The 24,602-nt window shown below is 67.6% G+C and carries 26 protein-coding genes and 1 pseudogene; 13 read left to right on the forward strand and 14 right to left on the reverse strand.

All coding sequences use genetic code 11. The features are described from left to right. Window positions 1-3: 3 nt before the first annotated feature. A complete protein-coding gene (locus CRM90_RS11605) occupies window positions 4-255 on the reverse strand; it encodes a hypothetical protein (protein WP_102807112.1) in 252 nt (83 codons plus the stop codon). Window positions 256-507: 252 nt separating this feature from the next. Between CRM90_RS11605 and CRM90_RS11610 the strand changes: the two genes are divergently transcribed. Further along, window positions 508-1,362 (forward strand): mycofactocin-coupled SDR family oxidoreductase, encoded by an 855-nt coding sequence (locus CRM90_RS11610; RefSeq protein ID WP_102807113.1) that lies wholly within the window; start codon window positions 508-510, stop codon window positions 1,360-1,362. A gap of 3 nt (window positions 1,363-1,365) precedes the next feature. Here CRM90_RS11610 and CRM90_RS11615 read toward each other — a convergent pair whose 3' ends face one another. The 4 genes from CRM90_RS11615 to ddaH are packed head-to-tail and all read right to left on the reverse strand — an operon-like array spanning window position 1,366 to window position 5,855. Further along, window positions 1,366-2,247 (reverse strand): universal stress protein, encoded by an 882-nt coding sequence (locus CRM90_RS11615; protein ID WP_102807114.1) that lies wholly within the window; start codon window positions 2,245-2,247, stop codon window positions 1,366-1,368. After that, complete coding sequence (locus CRM90_RS11620) at window positions 2,244-3,740, reverse strand: amino acid permease (RefSeq protein WP_102807115.1); 1,497 nt, start codon at window positions 3,738-3,740, stop codon at window positions 2,244-2,246. Before CRM90_RS11620 ends, CRM90_RS11615 begins: the two co-directional genes overlap by 4 nt. Before the next feature lie 34 nt (window positions 3,741-3,774). Further along, window positions 3,775-5,013 (reverse strand): ornithine--oxo-acid transaminase, encoded by a 1,239-nt coding sequence (gene rocD, locus CRM90_RS11625; RefSeq protein WP_199189865.1) that lies wholly within the window; start codon window positions 5,011-5,013, stop codon window positions 3,775-3,777. Next, window positions 5,010-5,855: a dimethylargininase gene (gene ddaH, locus CRM90_RS11630; RefSeq protein ID WP_199189866.1), complete on the reverse strand. Its 846-nt coding sequence runs from the start codon at window positions 5,853-5,855 to the stop codon at window positions 5,010-5,012. The genes rocD and ddaH overlap by 4 nt, the downstream gene beginning before the upstream one ends. A gap of 123 nt (window positions 5,856-5,978) precedes the next feature. Here ddaH and CRM90_RS11635 point away from each other — a divergent pair, with 123 nt between their 5' ends. After that, complete coding sequence (locus CRM90_RS11635) at window positions 5,979-6,425, forward strand: Rv2324 family transcriptional regulator (RefSeq protein ID WP_036343479.1); 447 nt, start codon at window positions 5,979-5,981, stop codon at window positions 6,423-6,425. 59 nt (window positions 6,426-6,484) lie between these two features. Continuing rightward, window positions 6,485-7,672: an NAD(P)/FAD-dependent oxidoreductase gene (locus CRM90_RS11640; RefSeq protein ID WP_102807118.1), complete on the forward strand. Its 1,188-nt coding sequence runs from the start codon at window positions 6,485-6,487 to the stop codon at window positions 7,670-7,672. On the opposite strand, the gene CRM90_RS11645 is transcribed toward CRM90_RS11640, so the two are convergent. From CRM90_RS11645 to mftR, 3 genes are all read right to left on the reverse strand, one after another. After that, the gene (locus tag CRM90_RS11645; RefSeq protein WP_102807119.1) at window positions 7,669-8,925 is read right to left on the reverse strand and encodes a VOC family protein; all 1,257 of its coding nucleotides are present in this window, start codon (window positions 8,923-8,925) and stop codon (window positions 7,669-7,671) included. The genes CRM90_RS11640 and CRM90_RS11645 overlap by 4 nt on opposite strands. Further along, entirely contained in the window at window positions 8,922-9,437 is a 516-nt protein-coding gene (locus CRM90_RS11650; protein ID WP_036343482.1) for an RNA polymerase sigma factor, read from the reverse strand. Before CRM90_RS11650 ends, CRM90_RS11645 begins: the two co-directional genes overlap by 4 nt. A gap of 69 nt (window positions 9,438-9,506) precedes the next feature. Next, complete coding sequence (mftR, locus tag CRM90_RS11655; protein ID WP_102807120.1) at window positions 9,507-10,148, reverse strand: mycofactocin system transcriptional regulator MftR; 642 nt, start codon at window positions 10,146-10,148, stop codon at window positions 9,507-9,509. Between the two features lie 92 nt (window positions 10,149-10,240). Here mftR and mftA point away from each other — a divergent pair, with 92 nt between their 5' ends. The 7 genes from mftA to mftG all read left to right on the forward strand — a co-directional run bounded on the left by mftA (window position 10,241) and on the right by mftG (window position 16,742). Beyond that, the gene (mftA, locus tag CRM90_RS11660) at window positions 10,241-10,336 is read left to right on the forward strand and encodes a mycofactocin precursor MftA (protein ID WP_102807121.1); all 96 of its coding nucleotides are present in this window, start codon (window positions 10,241-10,243) and stop codon (window positions 10,334-10,336) included. 2 nt (window positions 10,337-10,338) lie between these two features. Beyond that, window positions 10,339-10,653: a mycofactocin biosynthesis chaperone MftB gene (gene mftB, locus CRM90_RS11665; RefSeq protein WP_370509344.1), complete on the forward strand. Its 315-nt coding sequence runs from the start codon at window positions 10,339-10,341 to the stop codon at window positions 10,651-10,653. Further along, complete coding sequence (gene mftC / locus CRM90_RS11670) at window positions 10,650-11,819, forward strand: mycofactocin radical SAM maturase (protein ID WP_036343488.1); 1,170 nt, start codon at window positions 10,650-10,652, stop codon at window positions 11,817-11,819. Before mftB ends, mftC begins: the two co-directional genes overlap by 4 nt. Window positions 11,820-11,822: 3 nt before the next feature. Continuing rightward, entirely contained in the window at window positions 11,823-13,016 is a 1,194-nt protein-coding gene (gene mftD, locus CRM90_RS11675) for a pre-mycofactocin synthase MftD (RefSeq protein ID WP_102807122.1), read from the forward strand. Between the two features lie 126 nt (window positions 13,017-13,142). Continuing rightward, window positions 13,143-13,886, forward strand: coding sequence for a mycofactocin biosynthesis peptidyl-dipeptidase MftE (gene mftE, locus CRM90_RS11680; protein WP_102807123.1), 744 nt, complete (start codon window positions 13,143-13,145; stop codon window positions 13,884-13,886). Then, window positions 13,883-15,295, forward strand: coding sequence for a mycofactocin biosynthesis glycosyltransferase MftF (gene mftF, locus CRM90_RS11685; RefSeq protein WP_102807124.1), 1,413 nt, complete (start codon window positions 13,883-13,885; stop codon window positions 15,293-15,295). The genes mftE and mftF overlap by 4 nt, the downstream gene beginning before the upstream one ends. Before the next feature lie 4 nt (window positions 15,296-15,299). After that, on the forward strand, window positions 15,300-16,742 hold the full coding sequence (mftG, locus tag CRM90_RS11690) for a mycofactocin dehydrogenase MftG (protein ID WP_102807125.1): 1,443 nt from the start codon (window positions 15,300-15,302) through the stop codon (window positions 16,740-16,742). Between the two features lie 45 nt (window positions 16,743-16,787). Here the strand turns inward: mftG and CRM90_RS11695 are convergent. Further along, window positions 16,788-17,018 (reverse strand): annotated as a pseudogene (locus CRM90_RS11695) (MFS transporter); the annotation flags it as partial. 153 nt (window positions 17,019-17,171) lie between these two features. On the opposite strand from CRM90_RS11695, the gene CRM90_RS11700 reads away from it, so the two are divergent. Next, the gene (locus tag CRM90_RS11700) at window positions 17,172-17,822 is read left to right on the forward strand and encodes a TetR/AcrR family transcriptional regulator (RefSeq protein ID WP_102807126.1); all 651 of its coding nucleotides are present in this window, start codon (window positions 17,172-17,174) and stop codon (window positions 17,820-17,822) included. On the opposite strand, the gene CRM90_RS11705 is transcribed toward CRM90_RS11700, so the two are convergent. Next, window positions 17,788-19,038, reverse strand: coding sequence for a cytochrome P450 (locus CRM90_RS11705; RefSeq protein WP_102807127.1), 1,251 nt, complete (start codon window positions 19,036-19,038; stop codon window positions 17,788-17,790). The two genes, CRM90_RS11700 and CRM90_RS11705, sit on opposite strands and share 35 nt — an antisense overlap. Window positions 19,039-19,217: 179 nt before the next feature. Here CRM90_RS11705 and CRM90_RS11710 point away from each other — a divergent pair, with 179 nt between their 5' ends. Further along, window positions 19,218-20,801: a carboxylesterase/lipase family protein gene (locus CRM90_RS11710; RefSeq protein WP_102807128.1), complete on the forward strand. Its 1,584-nt coding sequence runs from the start codon at window positions 19,218-19,220 to the stop codon at window positions 20,799-20,801. On the opposite strand, the gene CRM90_RS11715 is transcribed toward CRM90_RS11710, so the two are convergent. The 4 genes from CRM90_RS11715 to CRM90_RS11730 are packed head-to-tail and all read right to left on the reverse strand — an operon-like array spanning window position 20,798 to window position 23,722. Beyond that, on the reverse strand, window positions 20,798-21,412 hold the full coding sequence (locus CRM90_RS11715) for a TetR family transcriptional regulator (RefSeq protein ID WP_102807129.1): 615 nt from the start codon (window positions 21,410-21,412) through the stop codon (window positions 20,798-20,800). The two genes, CRM90_RS11710 and CRM90_RS11715, sit on opposite strands and share 4 nt — an antisense overlap. Beyond that, on the reverse strand, window positions 21,409-22,194 hold the full coding sequence (locus CRM90_RS11720) for an SDR family NAD(P)-dependent oxidoreductase (protein WP_102807130.1): 786 nt from the start codon (window positions 22,192-22,194) through the stop codon (window positions 21,409-21,411). Before CRM90_RS11720 ends, CRM90_RS11715 begins: the two co-directional genes overlap by 4 nt. Further along, entirely contained in the window at window positions 22,181-22,648 is a 468-nt protein-coding gene (locus CRM90_RS11725) for a VOC family protein (RefSeq protein WP_286145628.1), read from the reverse strand. Before CRM90_RS11725 ends, CRM90_RS11720 begins: the two co-directional genes overlap by 14 nt. Window positions 22,649-22,651: 3 nt before the next feature. Then, entirely contained in the window at window positions 22,652-23,722 is a 1,071-nt protein-coding gene (locus CRM90_RS11730; protein WP_233209285.1) for an NAD(P)H-dependent amine dehydrogenase family protein, read from the reverse strand. 109 nt (window positions 23,723-23,831) lie between these two features. On the opposite strand from CRM90_RS11730, the gene CRM90_RS11735 reads away from it, so the two are divergent. Then, window positions 23,832-24,515 (forward strand): hypothetical protein, encoded by a 684-nt coding sequence (locus CRM90_RS11735; RefSeq protein ID WP_102807132.1) that lies wholly within the window; start codon window positions 23,832-23,834, stop codon window positions 24,513-24,515. Window positions 24,516-24,602: the final 87 nt, after the last annotated feature.

Here is a 24,602-nt window from a genome sequence, read left to right on the forward strand (position 1 = left end):
CGGTCAGTTATTGCCCCCCACCGGGGGAGTGTTGCCGCTGGGCCCATAGGCACCGTTCTGGTCGTTGGCGTTGCCGGCGCCCCCGGCGGGGTCGGGCGGCGTCGCCAGGTTGCCGGAGGTTTGGCACGTCGACGTGGCGGTCTGCGGAACCACGCAATCGTTCTGCGGTGCGGCGGACGCGATCGGAGCGGCAATCAATGCGGCGGCCGCACCGGTCAGCAGTGCTGGGGCGATGCTACGGATGGTCAATGCCATGTGGTCCCTACTTTCGTGCTGAGGGGTGTTGCTAGCCCGTGGCTAGGGGCGAGCTGTGAAGCGGGCCTATGCGATGCGGCTCGAAATCCGCTGCGTCTCTGCTAATCAAGGCCTCCCGGCCCGCCCAGCAGAAATACCCGAGTGACCCGTGGGCAAACACGACGTCACATTTGCGACCGCTGGCTGGGAAGTATTTAGAACACGTTCCAGTTCTCTTGCTAGCCTGGCCTGAGCTGACTGAAAGGACCATTGATGACAACATCGTCGGGGACCCTCGAGGGGCGAGTGGCGTTCGTCACCGGTGCCGCGCGGGGCCAGGGCCGCGCCCACGCTGTCCGGCTGGCACGCGAAGGCGCCGACGTGATCGTCTCCGATATCTGCGCCTCGGTCAGTGACACCATTCCCTATCCCGGGACCACCGCTGAGGACCTGAACGAGACGGTCCGGTTGGTGGAGGCCGAGGGGCGCAAGGTCCTGGGACGCGAAGTCGATGTCCGCGACGACGCCGCGGTACGCCAGCTGGTGGCCGACGGCGTCGAGCAGTTCGGCAGGCTCGACATCCTGGTCGCCAACGCCGGTGTGCTGTCCTGGGGCCGGTTGTGGGAGTTGACCGACGAACAGTGGAACACCGTCATCGACACCAACCTCACCGGGACCTGGCGCACGCTCCGTGCCGTCGTCCCGGCGATGATCGAGGCCGGCAACGGCGGATCGATCATCGTGGTGAGTTCGTCGGCCGGGGTGAAGGCCACCCCGGGCAACAGCCACTATGCCGCGTCCAAGCACGGGCTGACCGCCCTGACGAACTCGCTGGCGTTGGAAGCCGGTGAGTACGGTATCCGGGTCAACTCGATCCACCCGTACTCGGTGGCCACCCCGATGACCGAAAACGATGCCATGCTGGGCGTTTTCGGCGCGCACCCGAGCTACCTGCACGGCTTCGCCCCGATGCCCTACCTTCCGGTGGGCCAGAACGCGACCGGCAAACGGTCCGATTTCATGAACGTCGACGAGGTCGCCGACGTGGTGGTGTGGCTGGCCGGCGATCAATCCGCCACTCTGTCGGGTTCGCAGATCAGCGTCGACCGCGGCGTGATGAAGTACTAGCGATCAGCCCGGCAGTACCAGCACCGGAACAGGGCTGTGCCGCAGGATCTTCGAGCCCCGCGAGCCCAGGAACACCCGCGCAATTCCGCCCACCGGCGATGTCCCGATAGCCAGCAGATCACCGTCTTGCCAATCGACCGCGTCCAGAGCATCGTCCCAACCGTTGCCGGTGGCCACCTGAAGATCCACGTCCGGACCCACCACTGCGTCGGTCTTCAACTGCGCCAACGCTTCCCGCGCGTAGCCGGCCAGCTGGTCGAGGATCGAATCCTCGGCGCTGAGACCGACTTCCGGCGGGTACATCGTTCGGCCCCGAACCGCGAACGTGATCACTCGCATCGGCACGTCGAGCCGGCGAGCGAGATCGGCGACCCGCTGTACGACGTGCAGCGTGTCGGCCGTTCCCGGGTAGGCGGCGGTGATCCGGGTCAGGCCGCCTGATTTCGAACCGCGATATCCGCGCGGGCTGATCGCCATCGGCACCGGCGAGGAGTGCAGTAGGCGGTCTGCCGTCGAGCCGATCACCACCTGGCCGAGCTTTCCGTCCGCGGATGAGCCCAGGATCAGCACCTCGGCATCCAGCTCGGAGATCGCCTCCAGTAGCCCACCGGACACCGAACGGTGCGACACCTTGTGATATCTGACGTCGAGCCCATCGGCTATAGATGCAACGCAGTCGCGGGCCTGTGCCGCCGAGTTCGTCGCCAATTGTTCGGCGTACTGGGCATATTCGGCGTCGATTCGGCCCAGCGACGGTGTCATCCACGGTCGCGGCACGACGGTCACCACAGTCAGCGACGTCCTCAGGGTCTTGGCGGCTTCGACCGCGAGATAGAGCGGCGACCGACCGCTCTTGCCCGCGAGGTAGCCGACCGCGACGGTCACGGCTCATCCTTGGTCATGACGTCGTCATCGCGGGGCACCGCCGCCGGGCTGTAACCGTCGGAGCCCTCTGAGTTCAGCGCGCTGTGGCGCCGTCCCCAGAACAGATAGAACAGCAACACCAGCGCGACGCAGCCGCCGAAGACCAGCCACGTCTGCCAGCGCAGACCGTAGAGCACCGCGGCGCACGCCAGGATCGACAGAACGGGTGTCACGGGGTAGCCCGGGACTTTGAACGGCCGCTCGAGGTCGGGTTGGCGGACCCGAAGGATGATGACGCCGGCCGACACCGTGATGAACGCGACCAAGGTGCCGATCGACACCGCATCGAGCAACCAGTTCAGCGGAATGAAGCCCGCCAGGATGCCGGTGACGGCGGCGACGATGACGGTGTTGCCCACCGGAGTCATGCTGCGGGGGTTGACCTTTGCGAACATCGATGGAAGCAGTCCGTCTCGCCCCATCGCGAAGAGGATGCGCGTCTGTCCGTACATCACGACAAGCGTCACCGAGAAGATGGAGAGCACCGCGCCGGCGGCCAGAACGGTGCTGGCCCAGGTGCTGCCGGTGATGTTCTCCAAGATCACCGACAGTCCCGCTTCGGCTTGTTCGTCCGATCCGAAGTCTGCGGCGTCCTGGGTGCCCAGGCCGGCGAACGCGACCAGTATGTAAAAGGTGGTGACCACCAGGAGTGCCGCGATGATGGCCCGCGGCATGGTTTTCTGCGGATTCTTCACTTCGTCACCGGCGGTCGACACCGCGTCGAGTCCGATGAACGAAAAGAAGATCATGCTCGCGGCGGTGGTGATGCCGGGTACGCCCTTGTCCCAGAAGCCGTGGAAATGGTCGGCGTTGAAGGCGGTGAGTGCGATGACGATGAACATGCCCAGCACGCTGAGCTTGATCAGCACCATGACGGTGTTGACGAGGGCCGATTCACTCGCGCCACGGATGAGCAGCGCCATGCACATCAGGATCAGGAGGACCGCGGGCAGATTGACGATTCCGGGGGCGGAGTCCCACGGGGCGGCACTCAAGGACTGCGGCAGCTGCCACCCGAACAGGTTCTGCAACAACTTATTCAGATAGCCGCTCCACCCGACGGCGACGGCCGAGATGGAGACGCCGTATTCGAGAAGCAGGCAGGCTGCCACACCCATGGCAACGACCTCGCCCATCGTCGTATAGGCGTATGAGTAGGTCGAGCCCGACACCGGTACCGACGATGCCATCTCTGCGTAGCAGATCGCCGACAGCCCGGCCGCCACGGCGGCGAGCAGAAACGAGACCAGCACCGCCGGACCGGCTTCCGGCACCGCCGCGGACAGGACGAAGAAGATACCGGTGCCGACGGTTGCGCCGACACCGAAAAGTGTCAGCTGAAAGGTGCCGATACTGCGCTTCAGCTGGTCGGAGGCGCCGTGTGCGACCGGCGCGCCTGCTACCGGGCGGCGACGGAACAGCTGCTGGGAGAGGCTCAGCGGCGGTGCGGTCATAGTGCCTCCTGGGGTCACCAAACTGAACTACTCGTTACGAGTGTGCACCTGCCTGCGCCAGCACACGTGCGAACTGCCCAACCGCCCAATCGATCTCCTCGGCGGTGATCACCAGCGGGGGAGCGAACCGCAACGTCGACCCGTGAGTGTCCTTGACCAGCACTCCGTGCTCGGCGAGGGCGAGGCTGAGCTGCTTGCCTGTCCCGAGGCGTTCGTCGATGTCGACGCCGGCCCACAGTCCCATGCCGCGTACCGCGAGCACCCCGTGGCCGATCAACGATCGCAATCGGGCATGCAGGTGCAGGCCGAGTTCGGCTGAGCGGGACTGGAATTCACCGCGCCGCAGGATGCCGACCACGGTGGAACCGATTGCCGCGGCCAGCGGATTGCCGCCGAACGTCGATCCGTGCTCACCGGGATGAAGGACCCCGAGGATGTCGCGGTCAGCCACCACCGCGGACAGCGGAACCACGCCGCCGCCGAGGGCCTTGCCGAGCAGATAGACGTCGGGCACCACACCCCAATGGTCACAGGCGAACGTGTGGCCGGTGCGCGCCAGGCCGGACTGGATCTCGTCGGCGATCAGCAGGACGTTGCGCCTGCTGCACAGTGCACGCAGCCGGGGCAGATAGTCGTCGGCCGGGACGATGATCCCGGCTTCGCCCTGAATAGGCTCGATGAGCACGGCGACCGTGTTCTCGTCGATCGCGGCTGCGACAGCGTCGACATCGCCGAACGGCACCGACCGGAAGCCGGGGGTGAACGGGCCGAAGCCGCCACGGGCGGTGTCATCGGAGGAGAAGCTGACGATGCTGATCGTGCGTCCGTGGAAGTTGTTGTCGGCCACAACGATGTTCGCCATCCCGGCGGGGACACCCTTGACGTCGGTGCCCCACTTGCGGGCGATCTTGAGGCCGCTTTCCACGGCCTCGGCACCGCTGTTCATCGGCAGCACCATGTCTTTGCCGCAGAGCCCGGCCAGCGCGGCGCAGAACGGGCCGAGCTGATCGGAATGAAAGGCCCGGCTCACCAACGTCACGGCGTCGAGCTGGCGGTGCGCGGCGGCGACGATCTCGTCGTTGTGATGGCCGAAGTTCACCGCCGAGTACGCCGCCAGGCAGTCGAGGTAGCGGCGGCCCTCGACGTCGGTGATCCACGCGCCGCGGGCGCTGCTCGCCACCACCGGAAGCGGCGAATAGTTGTGCGCGGCGTAGGCGTTGTCCAGTGCGATTGCAGCGGCGGTGGCTCCGGTAACAGTGTCGGCCATGGTCATGTAAACACCTCCAGCGTGCAACATTTCACCGAACCGCCGCCCTTGAGCAGCTCGGACAGATCGACACCGATGGGATGGAACCCGGCTCGGTAAAGTTGCTCGGCGAAGCCGGTGGCCTGCGCGGGGTACACCACATGCTTGCCGTCGGACACCGCGTTGAGGCCGAGCACGTAGGCGTCGGCGCTCGCCACTTCGATGGCATCGGGGAAAAGCCGGCGCAACTGGGTTCGGGCGTCGTCGGTGAACGCCGACGGGTAGTAGGCGATCGTGGTGTCATCGAGCACCGTCAACGCGGTATCGAGGTGGTAGAACCGCGGATCGACCAATTCCAGCGAGATCACCGGCATCCCGGTGAGCGCTCCCACCTCGGCGTGCGCGTGCAGGTGCGTGCGAAAACCAGTGCCTGCCAGGATCATTGATCCGACCACCAGCAGGTCGCCTTGGCCCTCGTTGACGTGGCGGGTGGCTATCGGATCATGTCCGTGTTGGTCCATCCAGGCGGCATATGCCACCGATTCGCCGTGCCGCTCGGCATGCTTGAACCGGGCGACGATCGCCGTCCCGTTGATGATCAGCCCGGCATTGGCGGCGTACACCATGTCCGGCAGTCCCGGTACCGGCTCGACGAGGTCGACGGTGTGGCCGAGTCGGCGGTACGTGTCGCGCAGGTGTTCCCACTGGGTGAGCGCCAACTCGGCGTCGACGGGCGTGCTGGTGTCCATCCACGGGTTGATGGCGTACTCGACGGTGAAGTACGTCGGTGGGGTCATGGCGTAGTGGCGGAGTCGCTGGGTGCGCGGTGTCCTCGTCGACCCGACGGCGACATCGGGGGATATCGTCATGAATCAACCATAGAAGTGGATTTTGACGCAATCAATCGATAACTATTGCGCGTTCATGAATGATCTATTGCGTCACCGCTAACATTGCGGTGATCTGTTGTGTGCGGGCGAGAGGGCTGCCGAATGGACCGGTTGGACGACACCGACGAGCGGATCCTCGCCGAGCTCGCCGAGCACGCCCGAGCCACCTTCGCCGAGATCGGGGAACGGGTGAACCTGTCGGCTCCGGCGGTGAAGCGGCGGGTCGACCGGATGCTCGACGCCGGGGTGATCCGCGGGTTCACCACGGTCATCGATCGCAGCGCCGTGGGCTGGAACACCGAGGCCTACGTGCAGGTGTATTGCCACGGCACGATCGCGCCAGATCGGTTGCGCGCAGCCTGGATTGACATTCCCGAGATCATCAGTGCCGCTACCGTGACGGGAACGTCGGACGCCATCCTGCATGTGCTGGCTCGCGATATGCGACACCTGGAGGCGGCGCTGGAACGCATCAGGTCGAGCGCCGACATCGAACGGAGCGAGAGCATCGTGGTGTTGTCCAACCTGATTGACCGATCACCCGCCTAACTGGTCGGTTGGCGCAGGCTGGCGAGCACTTGGCGACGGCGATCGTGTAAGAACACCACGTGAGCACGAGCGAAAACGGCATCCTCATCGTCGGTGGCGGCCTGGCCGCCACCCGCACCGCTGAGCAATTGCGCAAGTCGGAGTACACCGGCCCGGTCACCATCGTCAGCGACGAGGTGCACCTGCCGTATGACCGCCCGCCGCTGTCGAAGGACGTGCTGCACGCCGACCTCGACGATGTCGCGCTCAAGCCCGCCGAGTTCTACGCCGAGAACGACATCACCCTGCGGTTGGGCAGCGCGGTCACGTCGCTGGACACCGCCGCCCGGACCGTGACCCTCGCCGACGGCTCGGTGCTGGGGTACGACGAGCTGGTCATCGCCACCGGCCTGGTGCCCAAGCGCATCCCGTCGTTCCCCGACCTGGAGGGCATCCGCGTTCTGCGCTCGCTCGACGATGCGCTGGCGTTGCGCGCCCATGCCGGGTCTGCACGGCAGGCGGTGATCATCGGCGCCGGTTTCATCGGCTGCGAGGTCGCGGCAAGCCTGCGCAAACTCGGCGTCGAGGTGGCGTTGGTCGAGCCGCAGCCGGCTCCGCTGGCCTCGGTGCTCGGCGAGCAGGTCGGAAACCTGGTGACCCGCCTGCACCGCGCCGAAGGAGTCGATGTGCGCCCCGGCATCGGCGTGGCCGAGGTGCGTGGCGAGAACGGCCATGTGACCGCAGTCGTGTTGTCCGATGGCAGCGAGCTGCCCGCCGACCTCGTTGTGGTGGGCATCGGCTCGCGCCCGGCCACCGACTGGCTGGAGGGCAGTGGGGTGGCCATCGACAACGGCATCGTGTGCGACCAGGCGGGACGCACCAGCGCGGCGGGAGTGTGGGCGCTCGGTGACGTCGCGTCCTGGCGCGACGCCACCGGACACCAAGCCCGCGTTGAACATTGGAGCAATGTGGCCGAGCAGGCCCGGGTCATTGTGCCGTCGATGCTGGGGCAGGAGGCCCCGTCGGTGATCGTGGTGCCGTACTTCTGGAGTGACCAGTACGACGTGAAGATCCAGTGCCTCGGGGAGCCGGAGGCCACCGACACGGTGCACATCGTCGAGGACGACGGTCGCAAATTCCTCGCCTTTTACGAACGCGACGGCGTGGTGGCCGGGGTGGTCGGCGGCGGTATGCCGGGCAAGGTCATGAAGGTCCGCGCCAAGATCGCGTCCGGCGCCCCCATCGCCGACGTTCTGCCCGCGTCCTAGAACTCGCCGAGGTAGAACCGGCCACCCTGGTCGTCGGTGCACTCCGCCATCAGCCCGTAGGGCTGGCGGCTGGGTTCGGCGAGAACCGACCCACCCGCCTCGCGAACCCGGGCGACCGCCGCCTCGATGTCGGAGACCGTCCACATCGGCACCGTGCTCGGTGTGTGCGAGCCGCCGGCAGCGCCGGACATCGGGTGTGTGTTCGGTAGCGCCCAGCCGTCCTCGACCCGACCGCGTTCGAATGTCCATCCCAGCACCTGGCCGTAGAAGTCGCGGAAAGCCGCCGACTCACCGACCTCGTACGTGACATAGGACAGCTCGCCGTGGCCCGCGCCGTTGAGCAGCGGACGACGCTGACCCGGTTCCGGCCGATAGATCGCGAACGCGGCGCCCTGGTTGTCGCGGGCCTCCAGCAGTGCGCCGACCGCAGACTCGCGGGACCCGCCCACCGACCCGCCGGCGGCGAGGATCGCGGCGCGCGCCTCATCCACGTCGTCCACCGCATAGCAGCAGAACAGCGTCGTGCGCTCGGACGGCGAGAAGTCAATCGCCTCAACGGTATTGGTCACCCGACCGGATGGGTCGCACTCCCACCCCAGCACGTGGGAGTAGAAGGCGGCCGCGCGGGCGATGTCCGGGCTGTGCACCGACACGTAGCCGATGTCGCCGTGCCGGATCGGCTCGCGCACCGGCCCGCTGAGCATCCACCGATGGCCGAAAGGGTCGCGGATGGTGGCGGTGCGCGCGCCGTGTCCTTCGTAGGGTTCGCGTTGTACCTCGGCGCCCTGGGCCCTGGCGCGGGACAGGGCGGCGTCGGTGTCAGCGACGTCCACCATCAGGCTCACCGAATTGACGCCGCTCGCCGGCGCCTGCAGTCCGAGGTCGGCGAACTCGTCGGCCAGGTACAGAACGCCGTCGCTCATCGCCAGTTCGGCATGGCCGATGCGTCCGTCGCCCATCACGATCGGGTCGCCGATCAATTCCGCACCGAAGGCGTCGCGATACCAGTCGATCGCGGCACGGGCGTCGGCCACCGTCAGGTATGGCAGCGCGGCGGGGCGGGGGTTCCCGGCCTGGTTCGCCGGCTCGTTCAATTCGGCAACTGCTGCCGCGGTGCCGCTCATGGTGACTCCTCGGGTGTTCGCGGGTAAGGACAAGGCAGACTCCAGCCGCGCCCGCAACTCGGCCGCAAAAGACGGATCCGGTTGCACGGGAAGGTCTTCGGTGGTCAAGACGCGCAAGGGATCGGTCATGAGACACCTCCTTCCGGGTAGAGCTTCCTGAAGGCGCGCCGGGCGCGGACCAGTAACGCCTCGGTGGCGTGCACGCTGCGTCCGATCAACTCCGCGCACTCCGGCACCGAGCAGTCGTCCATGTAGCGCAGTGCGAGCACCACCCGGTGTGGTTCGGGGAGTCGTGCGAGCACGCTCTCGGCGACGATCCGGTCCAGTTGGGCGTCCCAGTCGTCGGCCGCTTCGCCCTCGGGCACGTCGGCGACGGCCACCGTGGGGCGGGCTGAACGACGCCGGTAGTGATCGGCCAGTTTGTGCCGAGCCACCCCGAGTAGCCACGGGACAGCCAGCGGCGGTGGCGCGGCCCGCCGGGCGGCATCCATCGCCGCGAGGAACGTCTCCGACGTGAGGTCCTCGGCGGTGGCCTGATCGCCGCACCGGCGGACGAAGTATCCGTAGACGACCGGAAGCGCGTCGTCGTAGAGCTCTAGCAGCCGGTACGGAGCATCGGGAGGTTCCGGATCCGCACTCACATCCTTATCGTCGTCGCGCAGGCCCGAACTCCGACGGGTCCGGCGCAACTTTTTTATGACACGCCGGGGTCAGCGCCCGTCGAGGTCGTCGAGTCCGTGCGCGACGACGTCGAAGGCATCGCCGATCGCCTGCGGCAGCGAGACGGCCTCGTTGGCCAGCCAGTACTCGTAGGCCGACAGGGCGACCCCGAGCATCAGCCAGGCGACCGACTGGGGAACCAGGTCGCCGGGCTTGCCGCCGGTTCGTGCGGCCACGAAGTCCGCGACCACGCCCCGCCAGCCGGCGTACATGGTCATCGAATGCGCCTGCAGTTCGGCAGTCTCCAGGATCACCCGCATCCGTTGTCGGTGCCGTTCGGTCTCCGAGGGGTCAAAAGTGTTGAATGCCAACAATGCCGACCGCAGCGCCGGGCTGATCGCCTCGGTGTCGGCGACCCGGGCGAACAGGTCGCGGAAGTGCTGCAGGTGGGCGTCGAAGTCACCCCAGGGGATCGCGTTCTTCGACGGGTAGTACCGGAACAGGGTGCGCCGGGCGATACCCGATGCAGCCGCCACGTCGTCGACGCTGACCGACCCGAACCCGTAGTTGGCGAACAGGTCGAGGGCGACGTCGGTGATGTGGTCCTGCGTGGTGGACCTGCGCCGCCCCACCCGGGCGCTCGGGGAGCCCTGCGAGAAACCCCCAGTAGTAGCCCCGGAACCAGTCGTCATCGACCCGCCCTTCCTTTTCGGCACTCGATGCCATATTCTTGCGATCTCGATCACAATTGTCGAGAACCTGGGCCGACGAAAGGGTGCTTTTCATGGAGCCGAGCCAAGCAACCGAGAACGAAACCGAACTGGTGACCGAGACGCTGGTCGAAGAAGTCTCCATCGACGGGATGTGCGGGGTCTACTGACCGTGCCCGCCCACGCTGTGGGCGATCCGGCTGTGGCCGGGTCGGCCTTCGACCCGGCACTCAGCTGGCGCCTGCATCCGCAGGTGGCCGTGCGCCCGGAACCCTTCGGCGCACTGCTGTACCACTTCGGTACCCGGAAGCTGTCGTTCCTGAAGAACCGCACCATCTTGGCCGTCGTGAATTCGCTGCCTGAGCACCCCGACGTGCGCTCCGCCTTACGAGCCGCGGGGGTGGACGAGTCCGACGAGGCGCCGTACCTGCATGCGTTGAGCGTGCTGGTGACCTCGAACATGTTGACCTGCAAGGATTCCCAATGACTTCGGTAGCACCGGTACCCCGGCTGATCGAGCAGTTCGAGCGCGGTCTCGACGCCCCGATCTGCCTGACCTGGGAGCTGACCTACGCCTGCAATCTGGCGTGTGTGCACTGCCTGTCGTCGTCCGGCAAGCGCGACCCCCGCGAGCTGTCCACTCGCCAATGCATGGACATCATCGACGAGCTCGAGCGCATGCAGGTCTTCTACGTCAACATCGGTGGCGGCGAACCCACTGTGCGCCCGGACTTCTGGGAGCTGGTGGACTACGCCACCGAGCACCACGTCGGGGTCAAGTTCTCCACCAACGGCGTGCGCATCACCCCAGAGGTGGCCGCGCGATTGGCCGCGAGCGACTACGTCGACGTGCAGATCTCGCTCGACGGCGCCACCGCGGACGTCAACGACGCCGTGCGCGGACCCGGCTCGTTCGAGATGGCCACCCGGGCGCTGGAGAACCTGGCCGCCGCCGGGTTCACAGACGCCAAGATCTCCGTGGTGGTCACCCGCCACAACGTCGACCAGCTCGATGAATTCAAAGCTCTCGCCGACCGCTACGGCGCCACCCTGCGCATCACGCGGCTGCGCCCTTCCGGGCGCGGTGCCGACGTGTGGGACGAACTGCACCCCACCCCCGAGCAGCAGGTGACGCTCTACAACTGGTTGGTCGCCAAGGGCGAGGGCGTGCTGACCGGTGATTCGTTCTTCCACCTGTCCGGCCTCGGCGCACCCGGCGCGCTGTCAGGTTTGAACATGTGCGGCGCGGGCCGGGTGGTCTGCCTGATCGACCCGGTCGGCGATGTCTACGCCTGCCCGTTCGCGATCCACGACCGCTTCCTTGCCGGAAACGTGGTGCGCGATAACGGTTTTGACAACGTGTGGAAGAACGCCCCGCTGTTCCGCGAACTGCGCGAGCCGCAGTCGGCCGGTGCCTGCGGCAGCTGCGGGCACTACGACGCGTGCCGGGGCGGCTGCATGGCCGCGAAGTTCTTCACCGGGCTGCCGCTGGACGGTCCCGACCCGGAGTGCGTCGAGGGCTACGGGGTGCCAGCCCTGGCGACCGAGCGGGACAAGCCCCGCCCCAGTGCCGACCACTCCCGGGGCAAACCGATCCTGCTGACCCTGTCCACCCGGCCGCCGGCCAAGCCCTGCAACGAAAGTCCGATCTGAGTCATGGCACGCGACACCTGGTTCGAAACCGTCGCCATCGCGCAGCAGCGCGCCAAGAAGCGTCTCCCCAAGTCTGCGTACGGCGCACTCATCGGTGGCAGTGAGAAGGGCCTCACGGTCAACGGCAACAACGAGGCCTTCAACGAGCTCGGCTTCGCCCCGCACGTCATCGGCGCCCTCGAAAAGCGGGACATGGCAACGACGGTGATGGGCCAAGAGGTCTCGGTGCCCGTGCTGATCTCACCGACCGGGGTGCAGGCGGTGCACCCTGACGGGGAGGTGGCCGTCGCCCGCGCCGCCGCGGCCCGCGGCACCGCGATGGGCCTGTCGTCGTTTGCCAGCAAGCCCATCGAAGAGGTCGTCGCGGCGAACCCGAAGACGTTCTTCCAGATCTACTGGCTGGGCGACCGGGATGCCATCGCCGCCCGCGCCGAGCGCGCCCGGGCCGCCGGGGCGGTCGGGCTCATCGTGACCACCGACTGGAGCTTCAGCCACGGGCGGGACTGGGGCAGCCCCAAGATCCCGGAAAAGATGGACCTCAAGACCATGATCAAGATGAGTCCCGAGGTTCTGACCAAGCCGAGCTGGTTCTACCAGTGGGCCAAGACTCTGCGCCCGCCCGCCCTGTCGGTGCCGAACCAGGCAGGCCGGGGCGAGGCCGGTCCGGCGTTCTTCGACGCCTACGGCCAGTGGATGGGCACGCCCCCGCCGACCTGGGACGACATCGCCTGGCTGCGTGAGCTGTGGGGCGGGCCGTTCATGCTCAAGGGCGTCATGCGGATCGATGACGCCAAACGCGCTGTGGACGCTGGCGTTTCGGCGATCTCGGTGTCCAACCACGGTGGCAACAACCTGGACGGCACGCCGGCGTCGATCCGGGCGCTGCCAGCGATCGCGGACGCGGTCGGCGACCAGGTCGAGGTGCTGCTGGACGGCGGTGTCCGGCGGGGCAGCGACGTCGTCAAGGCGTTGGCGCTGGGCGCCCGCGCGGTCATGATCGGCCGTGCCTACCTGTGGGGTCTGGCCGCCAACGGTCAGGCGGGTGTGGAGAACGTCCTCGACATCCTGACCGGTGGCATCGACTCGGCTCTGCGGGGGCTGGGGAAGGCGTCGGTTCACGACCTGACGGCCGAGGACATCTTGGTGCCGGACGGCTTCGTCCGGGCGCTCGGAGTGCCCGGCGGCGGGACGCACTGAACCCGCCATAACCCAGCCTCTGGTGCTGGCGTGACTGACGGGACGACGGTGACGGCTCCGGATGGGCGCCACCGTCCCGATTGCGAAAGAAATCCGTCTTCTCCTCGAACAATTGGCGCACAGCAGGTGAATTCGGCCTACCATCGGCGCGTGGCTTTCCGGAGCGAGCTGGGCAACTCGACATCGAGTCAGCTTCGCGATACCTCGCCAACGATCTTGATCCCGGTCGGTTCGACCGAGCAGCACGGCCCGCACCTGCCGCTGGACACCGACACCCGCATCGCCGCCGCGGTGGCCCGGGCCGCCACCGAGGACCTCAACGGTTCCGATCATGATCAGTTTCTGCTCGCGCCCGCGATCGCCTACGGTGCGTCCGGCGAGCACGAGGGCTTTGCCGGGACGGTGTCGATCGGCACCGCGGCGCTGACGACCGTGCTGGTCGAGTACGGCCGTTCGGCGTGTGGCTGGGCGCGACGGGTGGTCTTCGTCAACGGTCACGGCGGCAACCTGGAAGCAATGCGCTCGGCGGTGCGTCTGTTGCGCGCCGAGGGCCGCGACGCGGCCTGGTGCGCGTGTGTCGCCGAGGGCGGAGATGCCCACGCCGGTCATACGGAAACGTCTGTATTGCTACATATTTCGCCGGCGGACGTCCGTACCGACGCCTGGTGTAGCGGGAACAGGGCCCCACTGGCTACCCTTTTGCCGCAGATGCGTCTCGGGGGGGTGGCCGCGGTGAGTGAGGTGGGGGTGCTCGGTGACCCGACGACGGCGACTCCGGTCGACGGTGAGCGCATCTTCACGCAGATGGTCGCCGATTGTTCGCAACGCGTCGGCCGGTGGCGACCGGCCGCCGACGGGATGTTGATATGACCCAGCCGCGGTTGCCCGACGGCTTCGCGGTACAGGTCGATCGTCGGGTGCGCACACTCGCCGAGGGCTCGGCGCTGCTCGGGGGTTCTCCGACCCGGTTACTGCGCCTGGCGCCGGCGGCCCAGACCTTGCTGGACGGCGGCCGCCTCGAGGTGCGCGATGCGGTGAGCGCTCAGTTGGCCCGCACCCTGCTGGACGCCACCGTCGCCCACCCCCGCCCCGCGGGCGGTCCGTCGCACCGTGATGTCACCGTGGTGATTCCGGTGCGTAACAACCCCTTTGGGCTGTATCGGTTGATCATGTCCCTGCGTGGTATGCGGGTGGTGGTGGTCGACGACGGATCTGAGATGCCGGTTCAGCCCGACGATTTCGCCGGCGCTCGGTGCGACGTCGAGGTGATACGGCACGCCCGCAGCAAGGGTCCGGCGGCGGCCCGTAACACCGGGCTTACCTCTTGCACAACAGATTTCGTCGCCTTCCTGGACTCCGACGTCGTACCGCGGCGCGGCTGGCTCGAGGCGCTGCTGGGTCATTTCTGCGACCCTGCGGTGGCGCTGGTGGCCCCACGCATCGTCGGGCTCGGACACAGCGATCAACTGGTCGCCCGCTACGAGGCGGTGCGGTCGTCACTGGACCTCGGTGAGCGTGAGGCCCCGGTGATGCCCTACGGCCGGGTGTCCTATGTTCCCAGCGCGGCGATCATCTGTCGGCGTTCGGCGCTGGCGGAGGTCGGGGGTTTCGACGAGACCCTGCCGTCGGGTGAAGATGTCGACCTGTGCTGGCGGTTGATCGAGTCGGGCTCCCGGCTGCGCTACGAGCCGATCGCGCTGGTCGCCCACGAGCACCGCACTCAGATGCGAGAGTGGCTGGGCCGCAAGGTGTTCTATGGAAGCTCGGCGGCCCCGTTGTCGATCCGGCACCCGGACAAGATGGCCCCGGTGGTGATTTCGGCATGGAGCCTGCTGGTGTGGTTGCTGATGACCATGGGCTCGGTGAGCGGTTACCTGGCCTCGCTGGTGTTCGCCGGGGTGACCACCCGCCGCACGGCCAAGGCCATGCAGAACACCGACGCGGGCATGTCCGACGTGGTGGTCCTGGCTCTGCGCGGTATCGGCGCCGCGGCACTGCAGCTGTCGGCGGCCGTCTGCCGGCACTACTGGCCGCTGGCGTTGGTGGCGGCCCTGCTCTCCCGGCGGTGCAGGCAGGCGATCCTGGTGGCCGCGGTGCTCGACGGGGTGCAGGACTGGATCACCCGCAATCGCAGCACCGATGTCGAGGGCAAGCCGATCGGCCTGTTCGCCTACCTGCTGCTCAAGCGCCTCGACGATCTGGCCTACGGCGCCGGGCTGTGGACGGGTGTCATCCGCGAGCGCACGTTGCGGCCGCTGAAGCCGCAGATCAAAACCTGACTCGGTGGCCGACCACAGCACCCGCAGCGACGTCCTGATCGTCGGTGCCGGAAGCGCCGGATCCGTGCTGGCCGAGCGCCTCTCGGCGGATCCGACGTGCCGGGTGACCGTTGTCGAAGCCGGCCCCGGCCCGGACGAACCGGGTGTCCGGGACCTCACCCGCAACGGCTTGCAGCTGCCGATCGGCGCGGCGAGTCCGCTGGCCCAGCGCTATCGCACCCGCCTCACCGACGATCCGGCCCGAGACGCCGACATCGTCCGCGGTGTGACGGTGGGCGGCTCCGGTGCGGTCAACGGCGGTTACTTCTGCCGGGCGCTGCCCGCCGACTTCGACGGGCCTGCCCTGCCGGGCTGGTCGTGGAGCGAGGTGATACCCCACTACCGGGCCATCCAGACCGATCTGGATTTCCCCGACCGCGCCGACGGTGGCCCCATCGCCATCCGGCGCACCAACGAACTCGTGGGCAGCACAGCAGCTTTCGTCGACGCCGCCCGCGCCGCCGGACTGCGCTGGTTGCCCGATCTCAACGCCGAGCCCATCGGGGAGAACTCGCCCCCCGGCATCGGGGCCGTGCCGCTGAACATCGTCGACGGTGTGCGCGGCGGCCCGGGCGCGGCCTTCCTGGAACCGGCCGCCGCGCGCCCGAACCTGACCGTGCTACCGCGGACCCGGGTCCTGCGCGTCCGGCTCTCCGGTGGCCGCGCAGTGGGCGTCGAGATCGTCGGTCCGGGCGGGCCGGGTGTGGTGGAGGCCGACCGGGTGGTGCTCTCGGCGGGCGCCGTCTCCTCCGCGCAACTGCTGATGCTCTCGGGCATCGGACCCGCCGCGACCCTGCGCCGGCTCGGCATTGCGGTAGCGGCCGACCTTCCCGTGGGGCAGCGGACCTGGGACCACCCGGAGTGGGTGCTGCCGACAACGTGGACCGTCGCCCCGCAGCGGCCGGTGCTCGAAGTGGTGCTGGTGATCGATGGCATCGAGATCCGGCCGTACACAGGCGGTTTCATCGCCATGGTCGGCGACGGCACCGCCGGCCGTCCGGATTGGCCCCATCTCGGGGTGGCGCTGATGACCCCTCGGGCCGCTGGGCGCGTCTCGCTGCAGTCCGCGGACCCCATGGTCGCCCCGTCGATACAGCACCATTACGACAGCGCGGGTGAGGATACCGCCGCATTACGGCGTGGCTGCGAGTACGCCACCGAGGTACTCGGAACCACAACGCAGCTCGGAGAGCCGATGTGGTCGACCTCCCAGCATCTCTGCGGCACGGCGCCGATGGGTCTCGACCTCGATGAGCATGCCGTCGTCGATCCGCGGTGCCGGGTGAAGGGGATCGACCGTCTCTGGGTGGTGGACGGCTCAGTGCTGCCCCGCATCACCAGCCGCGGCCCCCACGCGACGATCGCGATGATCGGCCACCGTGCCGCCGAATTCGTCTCGGCGGGTTAACTTTCGGACCAGCCGCAGTTGGCGACCGTCACGGCCGGGAGCCCACAGCCCGATCAGCACCGCGCCGCGGCGGCCGTAGCGGTCGCCGATGGCCCCGGCCGGAAGGAGCAGGCAGGCCAGCACGAGGGTGTAGCTGTCCACGGCCCAGGTCAGCTGGGATTGGTTGGCCGACGTCGACACGGCGATGTCGCCCAGTGCGGTGTTGAGGGCGATGATCGAGGAGATCACCAGCGCCACGCCCAGGCAGGCGACAGTCAATGTCCACGTTCGCTGCAGAGTCGAGACGTCCCGGAGCCGGGTGTCGGTACCCTTGTCGGGCCGGATCAAGGTGTCCACACGGGAGCCTTCCTTCGGCCGCAGTCCAAATATGGGACTGTCCGTCTCAAAAATATTCAAACGTGCTGACCGGGCACGGGGAGGATTCCACTCATGGCGAGCCGACGCAGCGACCCCAGACCTGCGCGTTCGCGCGCGCGGTTACTGGACGCCGCAACGGCATTGCTGCGCGCCGGCGGCCCCAACGCGGTCACCGTCGATGCCGTCACCCGCGGCGCCAACGTCGCGCGGGCGACTCTGTACCGGCATTTCCCCAGCGGGAACGACCTACTGGCTGCCGCGTTCCACAGCCTGATTCCGCCCGCCCCGATGCCGCCGGAGACCGGGACGTTGCGGGAGCGCCTGCTGGCGCTGTTGCAGGCGCAGGCCGACCTCATCTCGGAAACCCCGGCCCTGCTGTCAGCGACCTACTGGCTGGCGCTGGGTCCCGACATGGAACACATGCCCGGCAAGACCGGGGACGCGGACAGCCCGGAGGTTCGCACCCTGCGCGAGCGGGTCGCTCAGCAGTACGGCGCTCCGTTCGACGCGATCTTCGACAGTCCCGATGCCCGGCGTGAACTCGGCGAGGTCGACCGCGCGCAGGCCATCATGCTGTTGATCGGCCCGCTGGTTGCCGGTCGGATCAGTACGCTCGCCGACTTCGACTACCGCGAGTGCGCACGCGCCGCGGTGGACGGCTTTCTGGCCGTCCACCGGGTCAGCGAAATCACCTCAGCGAGTAGCGAATCGGCAGGCGTTTGAGGCCGCCGACGAAGGTGGTGGCCATGAGTTCCGGCTCGCCGGCGAGTTCGATTGAGTTGATGCGCGGTACGAGTTCGGTGAAGAAGCTGTTCATTTCCATGCGGGCCAGCGCTGCGCCCAGGCAGAAGTGCACGCCGTAGCCGAAGGACAGGTGCTTGTTGGGGTCGCGGCCGACGTCGAAGCGCATCGGGTCGGCGAAGTGCTCTTCGTCGCGGTTGGCCGAGACGTAGGACAGCAGCACGGCTTCGCCCTTGGCGATGGGGACCCCGCGGACCTCGGTGTCGGCTTGGGCGGTGCGCATGAATTCCTTGACCGGCACGATGCAGCGGATCATCTCCTCGACCGCGGTGCCCATCAGGGACGGATCGTTCTGCAACCGCTGGAGCTCACCCGGGTTGCGGATGAGTTCCAGTAGCCCGCCGGCGATTCCGGCGCTGGTGGTGTCGTGGCCGGCGCTGGCGACGATGACGTAGTAGGAGGCGGTGTCCATGTCGGACAACGGTTCTCCGTTGATCGTGGCGTTCGCGATCGCCGAGCTGAGGTCCTCGGTCGGATGCTCCCGGCGCGAGGCGGTCAGCGCGTTGAAGTAGTTGAAGAAGTCCAGCAGCACCGCGAGCATGTCGTCGGTCTTGCCGCCGCGCTGGAACTCTTCGTCGTCGCCGCCGAACATCTCCTGGGTGAGCTTGAGCATCCGCGGGAAATCCGACTCCGGCAGGCCCAGCAGCGACAGGATGATGTAGAGCGGAAAGTTGACGGCGATCTCCTGCACGAAGTCGAGCTCCGGCCCCTGCTCGAGCATCTTGTCGACGTAGATCTTGGCCAGTTCGTCGCAGCGGGTCTTCAACGCGCGCATGGCTTTCGGGCGGAACCAGTCGGCGCCGATCTTGCGCATGTCGCGGTGCAGCGGGTCATCCATGTGAATCAGCGTGCGCAGGCCGATCCCGGCTTCCATCTGCGCGCGCAACACGTCGTCGGCTTCGGCGATCGCCAGCAGGGGCCGCGGATCGTTGGTGAACAAGTCGTTCTGCCGTTCGATGTCCATGATGTCGGCGTGCTTGGTGATCGCCCAGAACGGCCGGTATCCGTCGGCCTCGACCCACGATACGGGGGCATGTGCACGCAGGTGAGCAAGCGATTCGTGCATCCGCTTCTCATCGGTGTAGCCCAGCGGACTGGCCAGAACCCGGGCCGCTTTGTCCATGATCCGTGGGGTCATCGGGTCTCCTTGCTCAACTCTTACCAGAAACTTGACGGGTGTCAGGTTCCTAGTTTGGCGTCGATTCTGCCAGGTCGCAGGCAAATCGCGGGAATTGCCAGGTCATGGCTCGAGCGGGCCGCCGCGTAGGCTCGATTCTCGTGCCACACCAATCGAGGAGCCGACGAGTACAGCGCGCAATGGCGCTGCTCATGGCCTTGGTCGTGGCCGCGTGCGCGCGGAACAGCGCTGAGCCGCAACGTCAGGTCGCCGCGGCCGCCGAGCCGGGGCCGGCGGTGGTGCAGACCGCGGCCGGTGCGCTGCGCGGCGTGGTGGCGCCGGGTTACCGGGTCTTCAACGGCATTCCCTACGCGGCCGCACCGGTGGGGCCGCTGCGCTGGCAACCGCCGCAGCCGGCGGCGCCGTGGCCCGGCGTGCGTGATGCCACCAAGCCCGGCGTGCGGTGCATCCAGGACACCACGTATGACCCCGACTACGGGCGGCCCACCGGCGAGGACTGCTTGAACCTCAACGTCTGGACCCCGGATGGTGCGAGCCGCTCCCATCAGAAGCCGGTGATGGTGTGGATTCACGGTGGCGGCTTCCTCAACGGCAGTGCCGATATCTACGACGCGCGTTGGATGGCCACCCAGGGCGACATCGTCGTCGTCACCGTCAACTACCGGCTGGGGACCCTGGGGTTCCTGGCGGATCCCGCGTTGAGCCCGGCCGGCGATGTCGGCAACTACGGCCTGGCCGATCAACAGGCCGCGCTGCGGTGGGTTCGTGACAATGTCGCCGAATTCGGTGGTGATCCAACCAAAGTCACGATCGCCGGTGAATCGGCAGGTGCGATGTCGGTGTGCGATCACCTGGTCGCGCCCGAGTCGGCAGGCTTGTTCCGCGCCGCGATCCTGCAGAGCGGACCCTGCCAGGCGCAGGCCGATCGGCCCACCGCGCAACGGGTCAGTGCCGAGTACGCGTCCGCGGCGGGGTGCACCGATCCGGCCGCGGTGGCGGCGTGCTTGCGAGCGCTGCCGACCGAGGCCCTGCAACGCGCCCCGCTCTATGTCGGATTCGGCCCCGACAAGCTGACCGGTCCGGTCACCGGTACCGACCGTTTACCGGTTGACCCGATGACCGCGTTCGCGTCGAATCGGGTGCCCCGGACGCCGGTGCTCGTCGGCAGCAACGGTGACGAGTTCGCGATGTTCGCCGCAATTCAATATCTCAAGGATCGACAGTTGCCGCCTTACCCGCAGTTGATGGCGAAGACGTTCGGGGCGGACGCCGCCGCGGTCGCCGAGCGCTATCCGCTGGAACGGTACGCGGGCAGTGTGGGCCTGGCGTACTCCGCTGCGGTCACCGACAGTGTATTCGCTTGTCCCGCAGACCGAATCGCGTCGAGTCTAGCGCGCACCGGGCCGGTGTACGCCTACGAGTTCAACGACCGCACGGCCCCGGCGCCCGACCCGCTGCGCGCGGCTCCGTTCCCGGTGGGGGCCAGTCACTCGCTGGAGTTGCGGTACCTGTTCGACGTCGGCGGCGCCCGGCCTCTGGACCCGGCGCAACGCATGTTGTCCGACCAGATGGTCGCCTACTGGAGCCAGTTCGTGAAGACCGGCACTCCTGAGGTGTCGGGGTTGCCGGAGTGGCCGGAGTTCGGCTCCGACGAGGCCACCGGCAAGCGAATATCGCTGCAGACCGGGGAATTGACGGTCACCACTGACTTCAGTTCGCGGCACCAGTGCCCGTTCTGGACCAGCCGCAGCGGTGCGCGCTAGCCGCTCCAGCGCGGGTGGGCCACCACGGCCAGTGCTTCGGCTACGTCGGCCGCCAGTGGCCGACCCCGGTCTCCGTGATTCCTCACCCACTGCTGAAAGGCGAAATCTGCTGCTGCGAAGGATAATTGGACCAACAGCCCGGGGCGCAAATCCTGACTCGGGTCGACGGCCATACGCGCAGCCACGAGCTGAATCATCTGTTCGCGGTCCGCGGTGGACAGCAGCGTCGCCCGGTCGAGCAATTCGGGTGCGGTCAGGATCGCCGCGCGCCAGTTCTCCAGATCGACATCCTCGAAGGACCCGACCCGGCTGACGATCGCGGCGGCCAGGGCGACGTCGGGTGCCTCGTCGGGCGGTCGACGCACCAGCAGCGACGCGATCGCGGCGTTGCCCCGCTGGACGGCCCCGAGCAGCAGATCCTCCTTGGTCGCGACGTGGCGGAAGAATGTTCGCGGCGACACCGATGCTTCGGCGGCGATGTCGTCGGTGGTGACGTTGCCGAATCCCCGTGCGGCGAAAAGGCGGTAGGCCGCGGCGTGGATATCGGCGCGCACCTGTGCCCGTTGCCGGTCCCGCAGGGTCGGCGGCCGCTCCGCGGGCGGGCTGCTCACCGGTAGGTTCCCATCCCGCCGTCGATGTTGATGGTCTGGGCGGTCATGTACGAGGCGTCACGGCTGATCAGGAAGGCCACCACCGCGCCGATGTCGGTGTGGGTGTCGCCGATGCGGCGCAGCGGGACGCCTTTGACGATCTTGTTGTAGATGTCGGGGTGTGCGTCGCTCCATCCCGCGACGCCGTCGGAGTTGGCGAATGGGCACACCACGTTGACCCGGATGTTGTCGACACCCCATTCCAGCGCAGCGACTTTCGACATACCGCGAATCGCCTCCTTGGCTCCGGCGTAGGCCCCGAACGACTTCTGTCCGCCGGTGCCGCTGCCGGAGCCGAAGTTCACGATGGACCCGCCGCCGGCGGCTTTCAGGATCGGGTAGGCGGCCTGCATGAGGAAGAAGGTGGCCCGCGGACCGATGTCGAAGACGAGGTCGTAGTCCGCCATGGTGATGTCGGTGAACGGCTTGGGTTCATCGGTGGCGATCGCGTTGTTGATCAAAGCGTCTATTCCACCGAACGATTCGACCGCGACGTCGATGATGTGCTGATAACTGGAGTGGTCGCACAGGTCGGCGACCAGCGGGACGGCGTGCTGGTCATCGCGCAGGGCACCGGCGACCCCGATCACGCCCGGGTCGCGGTCGACCAGCAGCACCGAGGCGCCGCGTTCGAGTAGCGCCGCGCTGATTCCGCGGCCGACTCCCCGGGCCGCCCCCGTGACGATCACCCGGTGGCCGCTCAGCGATCCGGGATGCCAGTAGGTCGCCTCAGGGGACACCACGATGTAACTCCTCCGATGTGCGTGCAGTACCTGGGAACTCGATGAATTCCACCGCTGTTCCGTCGGGATCCTTGACGAAGAACATTCGAACTCCGGCGATGTCGAACGGTGCCTGATCCGGCGTGAAGCCCGCCGCCTGCACCTGCCGGTAGGTGTCGTCGAGGTCGGTGACCGACAGCGAGATGTTCTGGTTGCCGACGAACGACCGCTTCGCCGGGCGGCTCGCAGCACCCAATGACAGCAGCTCGATCGTCACTCCGCCGATCACGCCGCCCACCACCCGGCCCTGGTTCCCGTCGCCGCCGCCCAGCGCGTGGTCGAACGGCTCGCCGGCCATGGTCTGGTCGAACAGCACATCCATGCCGAGCAGCCCCCGGTAGAACACCAGCGCCCGGTCCATGTCGGTGACTCCGACCACCAGGTGTGAAAACCGAAGATCCCGAAGGCTTTCCACTCGTCACCTGGCCAGGTGCGGTGCGGCCCGGCCGGCGATCAGCGGCAGGTCGAGATACGTCTTGATGCCGGGGGCGGCTTCGCACACATAGGGGACGGCGCTGATGCAGTGGTTGGCGGTGGCCACCACGCCCGGATTGCGCTTGAGGCCCTCCTCGACCGTTTCCGGTTGCAGTCCTTTGAAAGTCAGCGACACATCGCAGTCGCCGGTGACCTCCACCTCGAAGCGTTCACCCTTCTCGCCGAGCGTCCACGGGGGGTCGAGTTCCACGTCGCACATCAGCCAGTTCACCGCGGCCGTGACGACCGGCTCGTCGTCGACGATGGCCTGCCACTTGAAGCGCCGGGCGGCCACGGTGCCCGCCTCCATCGGAACCACCAGCTGGTCGGTCCCGTGGACGGCGACGGCGACCTCCTGGGTGGAGCGGATCCGCGGATCGGACCGGAACCCCAACTGGTCGGCGACCATGCGCACCGACTGTTTGAAGCCTGCTTCCAGAAGCGCGGCAATGGGTCCGCTCATCGCCTGTTCCGGTGTCAGGCCGAACCCCATCACCTCCCGCACCACCAGCGGTGCGTTGTAGGTGCGGATGTCGGAGAACTCCTCGGCCCGGACATGGGTGATGGCAGCAGTGAGGGCGGAGATCATCAACGGGAAGCGTTCGGTGATGCCGCCGGGGTGGATACCCGACCCGTGCAATGTCGCGTTGCCTGCGGTGCACGCCTCCTCGAGCGCCTGCACGGCGGGATTCTCCCGGTCCGGGTAGACCCAACCGACGGGGGTCACCACGTTCTTGCCGGAGCGCAGGATCTTGGCGACCACCGAATCGTCGGGCAGCAGGGGGGAGTACATGACGCAGTCGGCATCCATCGCCAGCAGCTCGTCGATGTCGGTCGTGGCGGCCACCCCGATCGGGGCTTCGCCGATCACCTCGCCGACGTCGCGGCCGTGCTTGTCGGCGCTGTGGACCCAGCAGCCGACGAGTTCGAGTTCGGGGTGGCGCAGCACGCCCTGGATTGCCGCCTTGCCCACACCGCCGGTTGCCCACTGAATGACGCGATACATAAGCGGCATCGTATGTCGATATGGCAGTAACTGTCACGTATTTCAGTGTGAAACCGGGCCGACGGCCCATCGGTCGGACGTATCGTCCGGCAAGGGACCTAGCTATCGGGGGGCGGCGATGGACAACTCTCGTTTGGATCGCACCGGCGGCGGCGCCGGCATCGCATTTGTCATCGCGACCGTGGTGGCCGCGCTCCTGACGGGCCAACCCCCCGGACCTGAGGCCAGCAACCAGGCCGTCCAACGATTCTTCATCGACCACCACAGTCAGGTGGTGCTGCAGGGGTGGTTGTACGCACTGGCAACCGGGTTGGTGATCTGGTTCGCGGTCGCGGTCCGGCGGCTGCTTCACACCGCGCCGGGCGGTCGTCACCTCGGCGATCTGTTCTTCGTCGGCACGGTGGCCGTCGCCGCGTTGTCGTTCGTCTCGATGTCGATCCGGATCGTCGCGGCGGGGGCGGCGCACGAGCTGTCGGCCTCCGCGGTGCGCGCGGTGGGAGCAGACTTCAGTCTGGTCTTGTTGGCGCTGTGCGGGTTCATCGTCGCTCTCGCGGCGACCGGCTATGCGGGCTGCGTGTTCTCGCAAGCCGTTTTGCCACGGTGGACCGGGTGGCTGGCCCTCATCGCTGCGGTGGTCAATCTGGTGGGGACGTTGAGCGTGTTCGTCGACGGTGGCCCGTTCTCCATCGAAGGCGGCTGGGGGACGTTGCTGCCCGTCGCCGCCACCGGGGTGTGGTACCTCGGAACCTCGGTCAGTTTGTTCCGGGCCCACCGGACCGCCACCCCGGACCCGGCCGGGTAAGAGCGCGCGGCAATTGCCCGGTACGCCGCTGCGGTCCGGGTCGGCCGGCGGTATCGCGCGACATGTCCAAACCGACCCGCTACCAGG

Origin of the sequence: Mycobacterium sp. ENV421, assembly GCF_002887815.1 — a bacterium.
GTDB lineage: Bacteria > Actinomycetota > Actinomycetes > Mycobacteriales > Mycobacteriaceae > Mycobacterium.

What these genes read in the sequence shown, in the direction of transcription:
- CRM90_RS11605 (WP_102807112.1), bottom strand. Translation starts at nt 255, where the DNA reads ATGGCATTGACCATCCGTAGCATCGCCCCAGCACTGCTGACCGGTGCG.
- CRM90_RS11610 (WP_102807113.1), top strand. Translation starts at nt 508, where the DNA reads ATGACAACATCGTCGGGGACCCTCGAGGGGCGAGTGGCGTTCGTCACC.
- CRM90_RS11620 (WP_102807115.1), bottom strand. Translation starts at nt 3,740, where the DNA reads ATGACCGCACCGCCGCTGAGCCTCTCCCAGCAGCTGTTCCGTCGCCGC.
- rocD (WP_199189865.1), bottom strand. Translation starts at nt 5,013, where the DNA reads ATGACCATGGCCGACACTGTTACCGGAGCCACCGCCGCTGCAATCGCA.
- ddaH (WP_199189866.1), bottom strand. Translation starts at nt 5,855, where the DNA reads ATGACGATATCCCCCGATGTCGCCGTCGGGTCGACGAGGACACCGCGC.
- CRM90_RS11635 (WP_036343479.1), top strand. Translation starts at nt 5,979, where the DNA reads ATGGACCGGTTGGACGACACCGACGAGCGGATCCTCGCCGAGCTCGCC.
- CRM90_RS11645 (WP_102807119.1), bottom strand. Translation starts at nt 8,925, where the DNA reads ATGACCGATCCCTTGCGCGTCTTGACCACCGAAGACCTTCCCGTGCAA.
- mftR (WP_102807120.1), bottom strand. Translation starts at nt 10,148, where the DNA reads ATGACGACTGGTTCCGGGGCTACTACTGGGGGTTTCTCGCAGGGCTCC.
- mftA (WP_102807121.1), top strand. Translation starts at nt 10,241, where the DNA reads ATGGAGCCGAGCCAAGCAACCGAGAACGAAACCGAACTGGTGACCGAG.
- mftC (WP_036343488.1), top strand. Translation starts at nt 10,650, where the DNA reads ATGACTTCGGTAGCACCGGTACCCCGGCTGATCGAGCAGTTCGAGCGC.
- mftD (WP_102807122.1), top strand. Translation starts at nt 11,823, where the DNA reads ATGGCACGCGACACCTGGTTCGAAACCGTCGCCATCGCGCAGCAGCGC.
- mftF (WP_102807124.1), top strand. Translation starts at nt 13,883, where the DNA reads ATGACCCAGCCGCGGTTGCCCGACGGCTTCGCGGTACAGGTCGATCGT.
- CRM90_RS11700 (WP_102807126.1), top strand. Translation starts at nt 17,172, where the DNA reads ATGGCGAGCCGACGCAGCGACCCCAGACCTGCGCGTTCGCGCGCGCGG.
- CRM90_RS11705 (WP_102807127.1), bottom strand. Translation starts at nt 19,038, where the DNA reads ATGACCCCACGGATCATGGACAAAGCGGCCCGGGTTCTGGCCAGTCCG.
- CRM90_RS11710 (WP_102807128.1), top strand. Translation starts at nt 19,218, where the DNA reads ATGGCGCTGCTCATGGCCTTGGTCGTGGCCGCGTGCGCGCGGAACAGC.
- CRM90_RS11730 (WP_233209285.1), bottom strand. Translation starts at nt 23,722, where the DNA reads ATGCCGCTTATGTATCGCGTCATTCAGTGGGCAACCGGCGGTGTGGGC.
- CRM90_RS11735 (WP_102807132.1), top strand. Translation starts at nt 23,832, where the DNA reads ATGGACAACTCTCGTTTGGATCGCACCGGCGGCGGCGCCGGCATCGCA.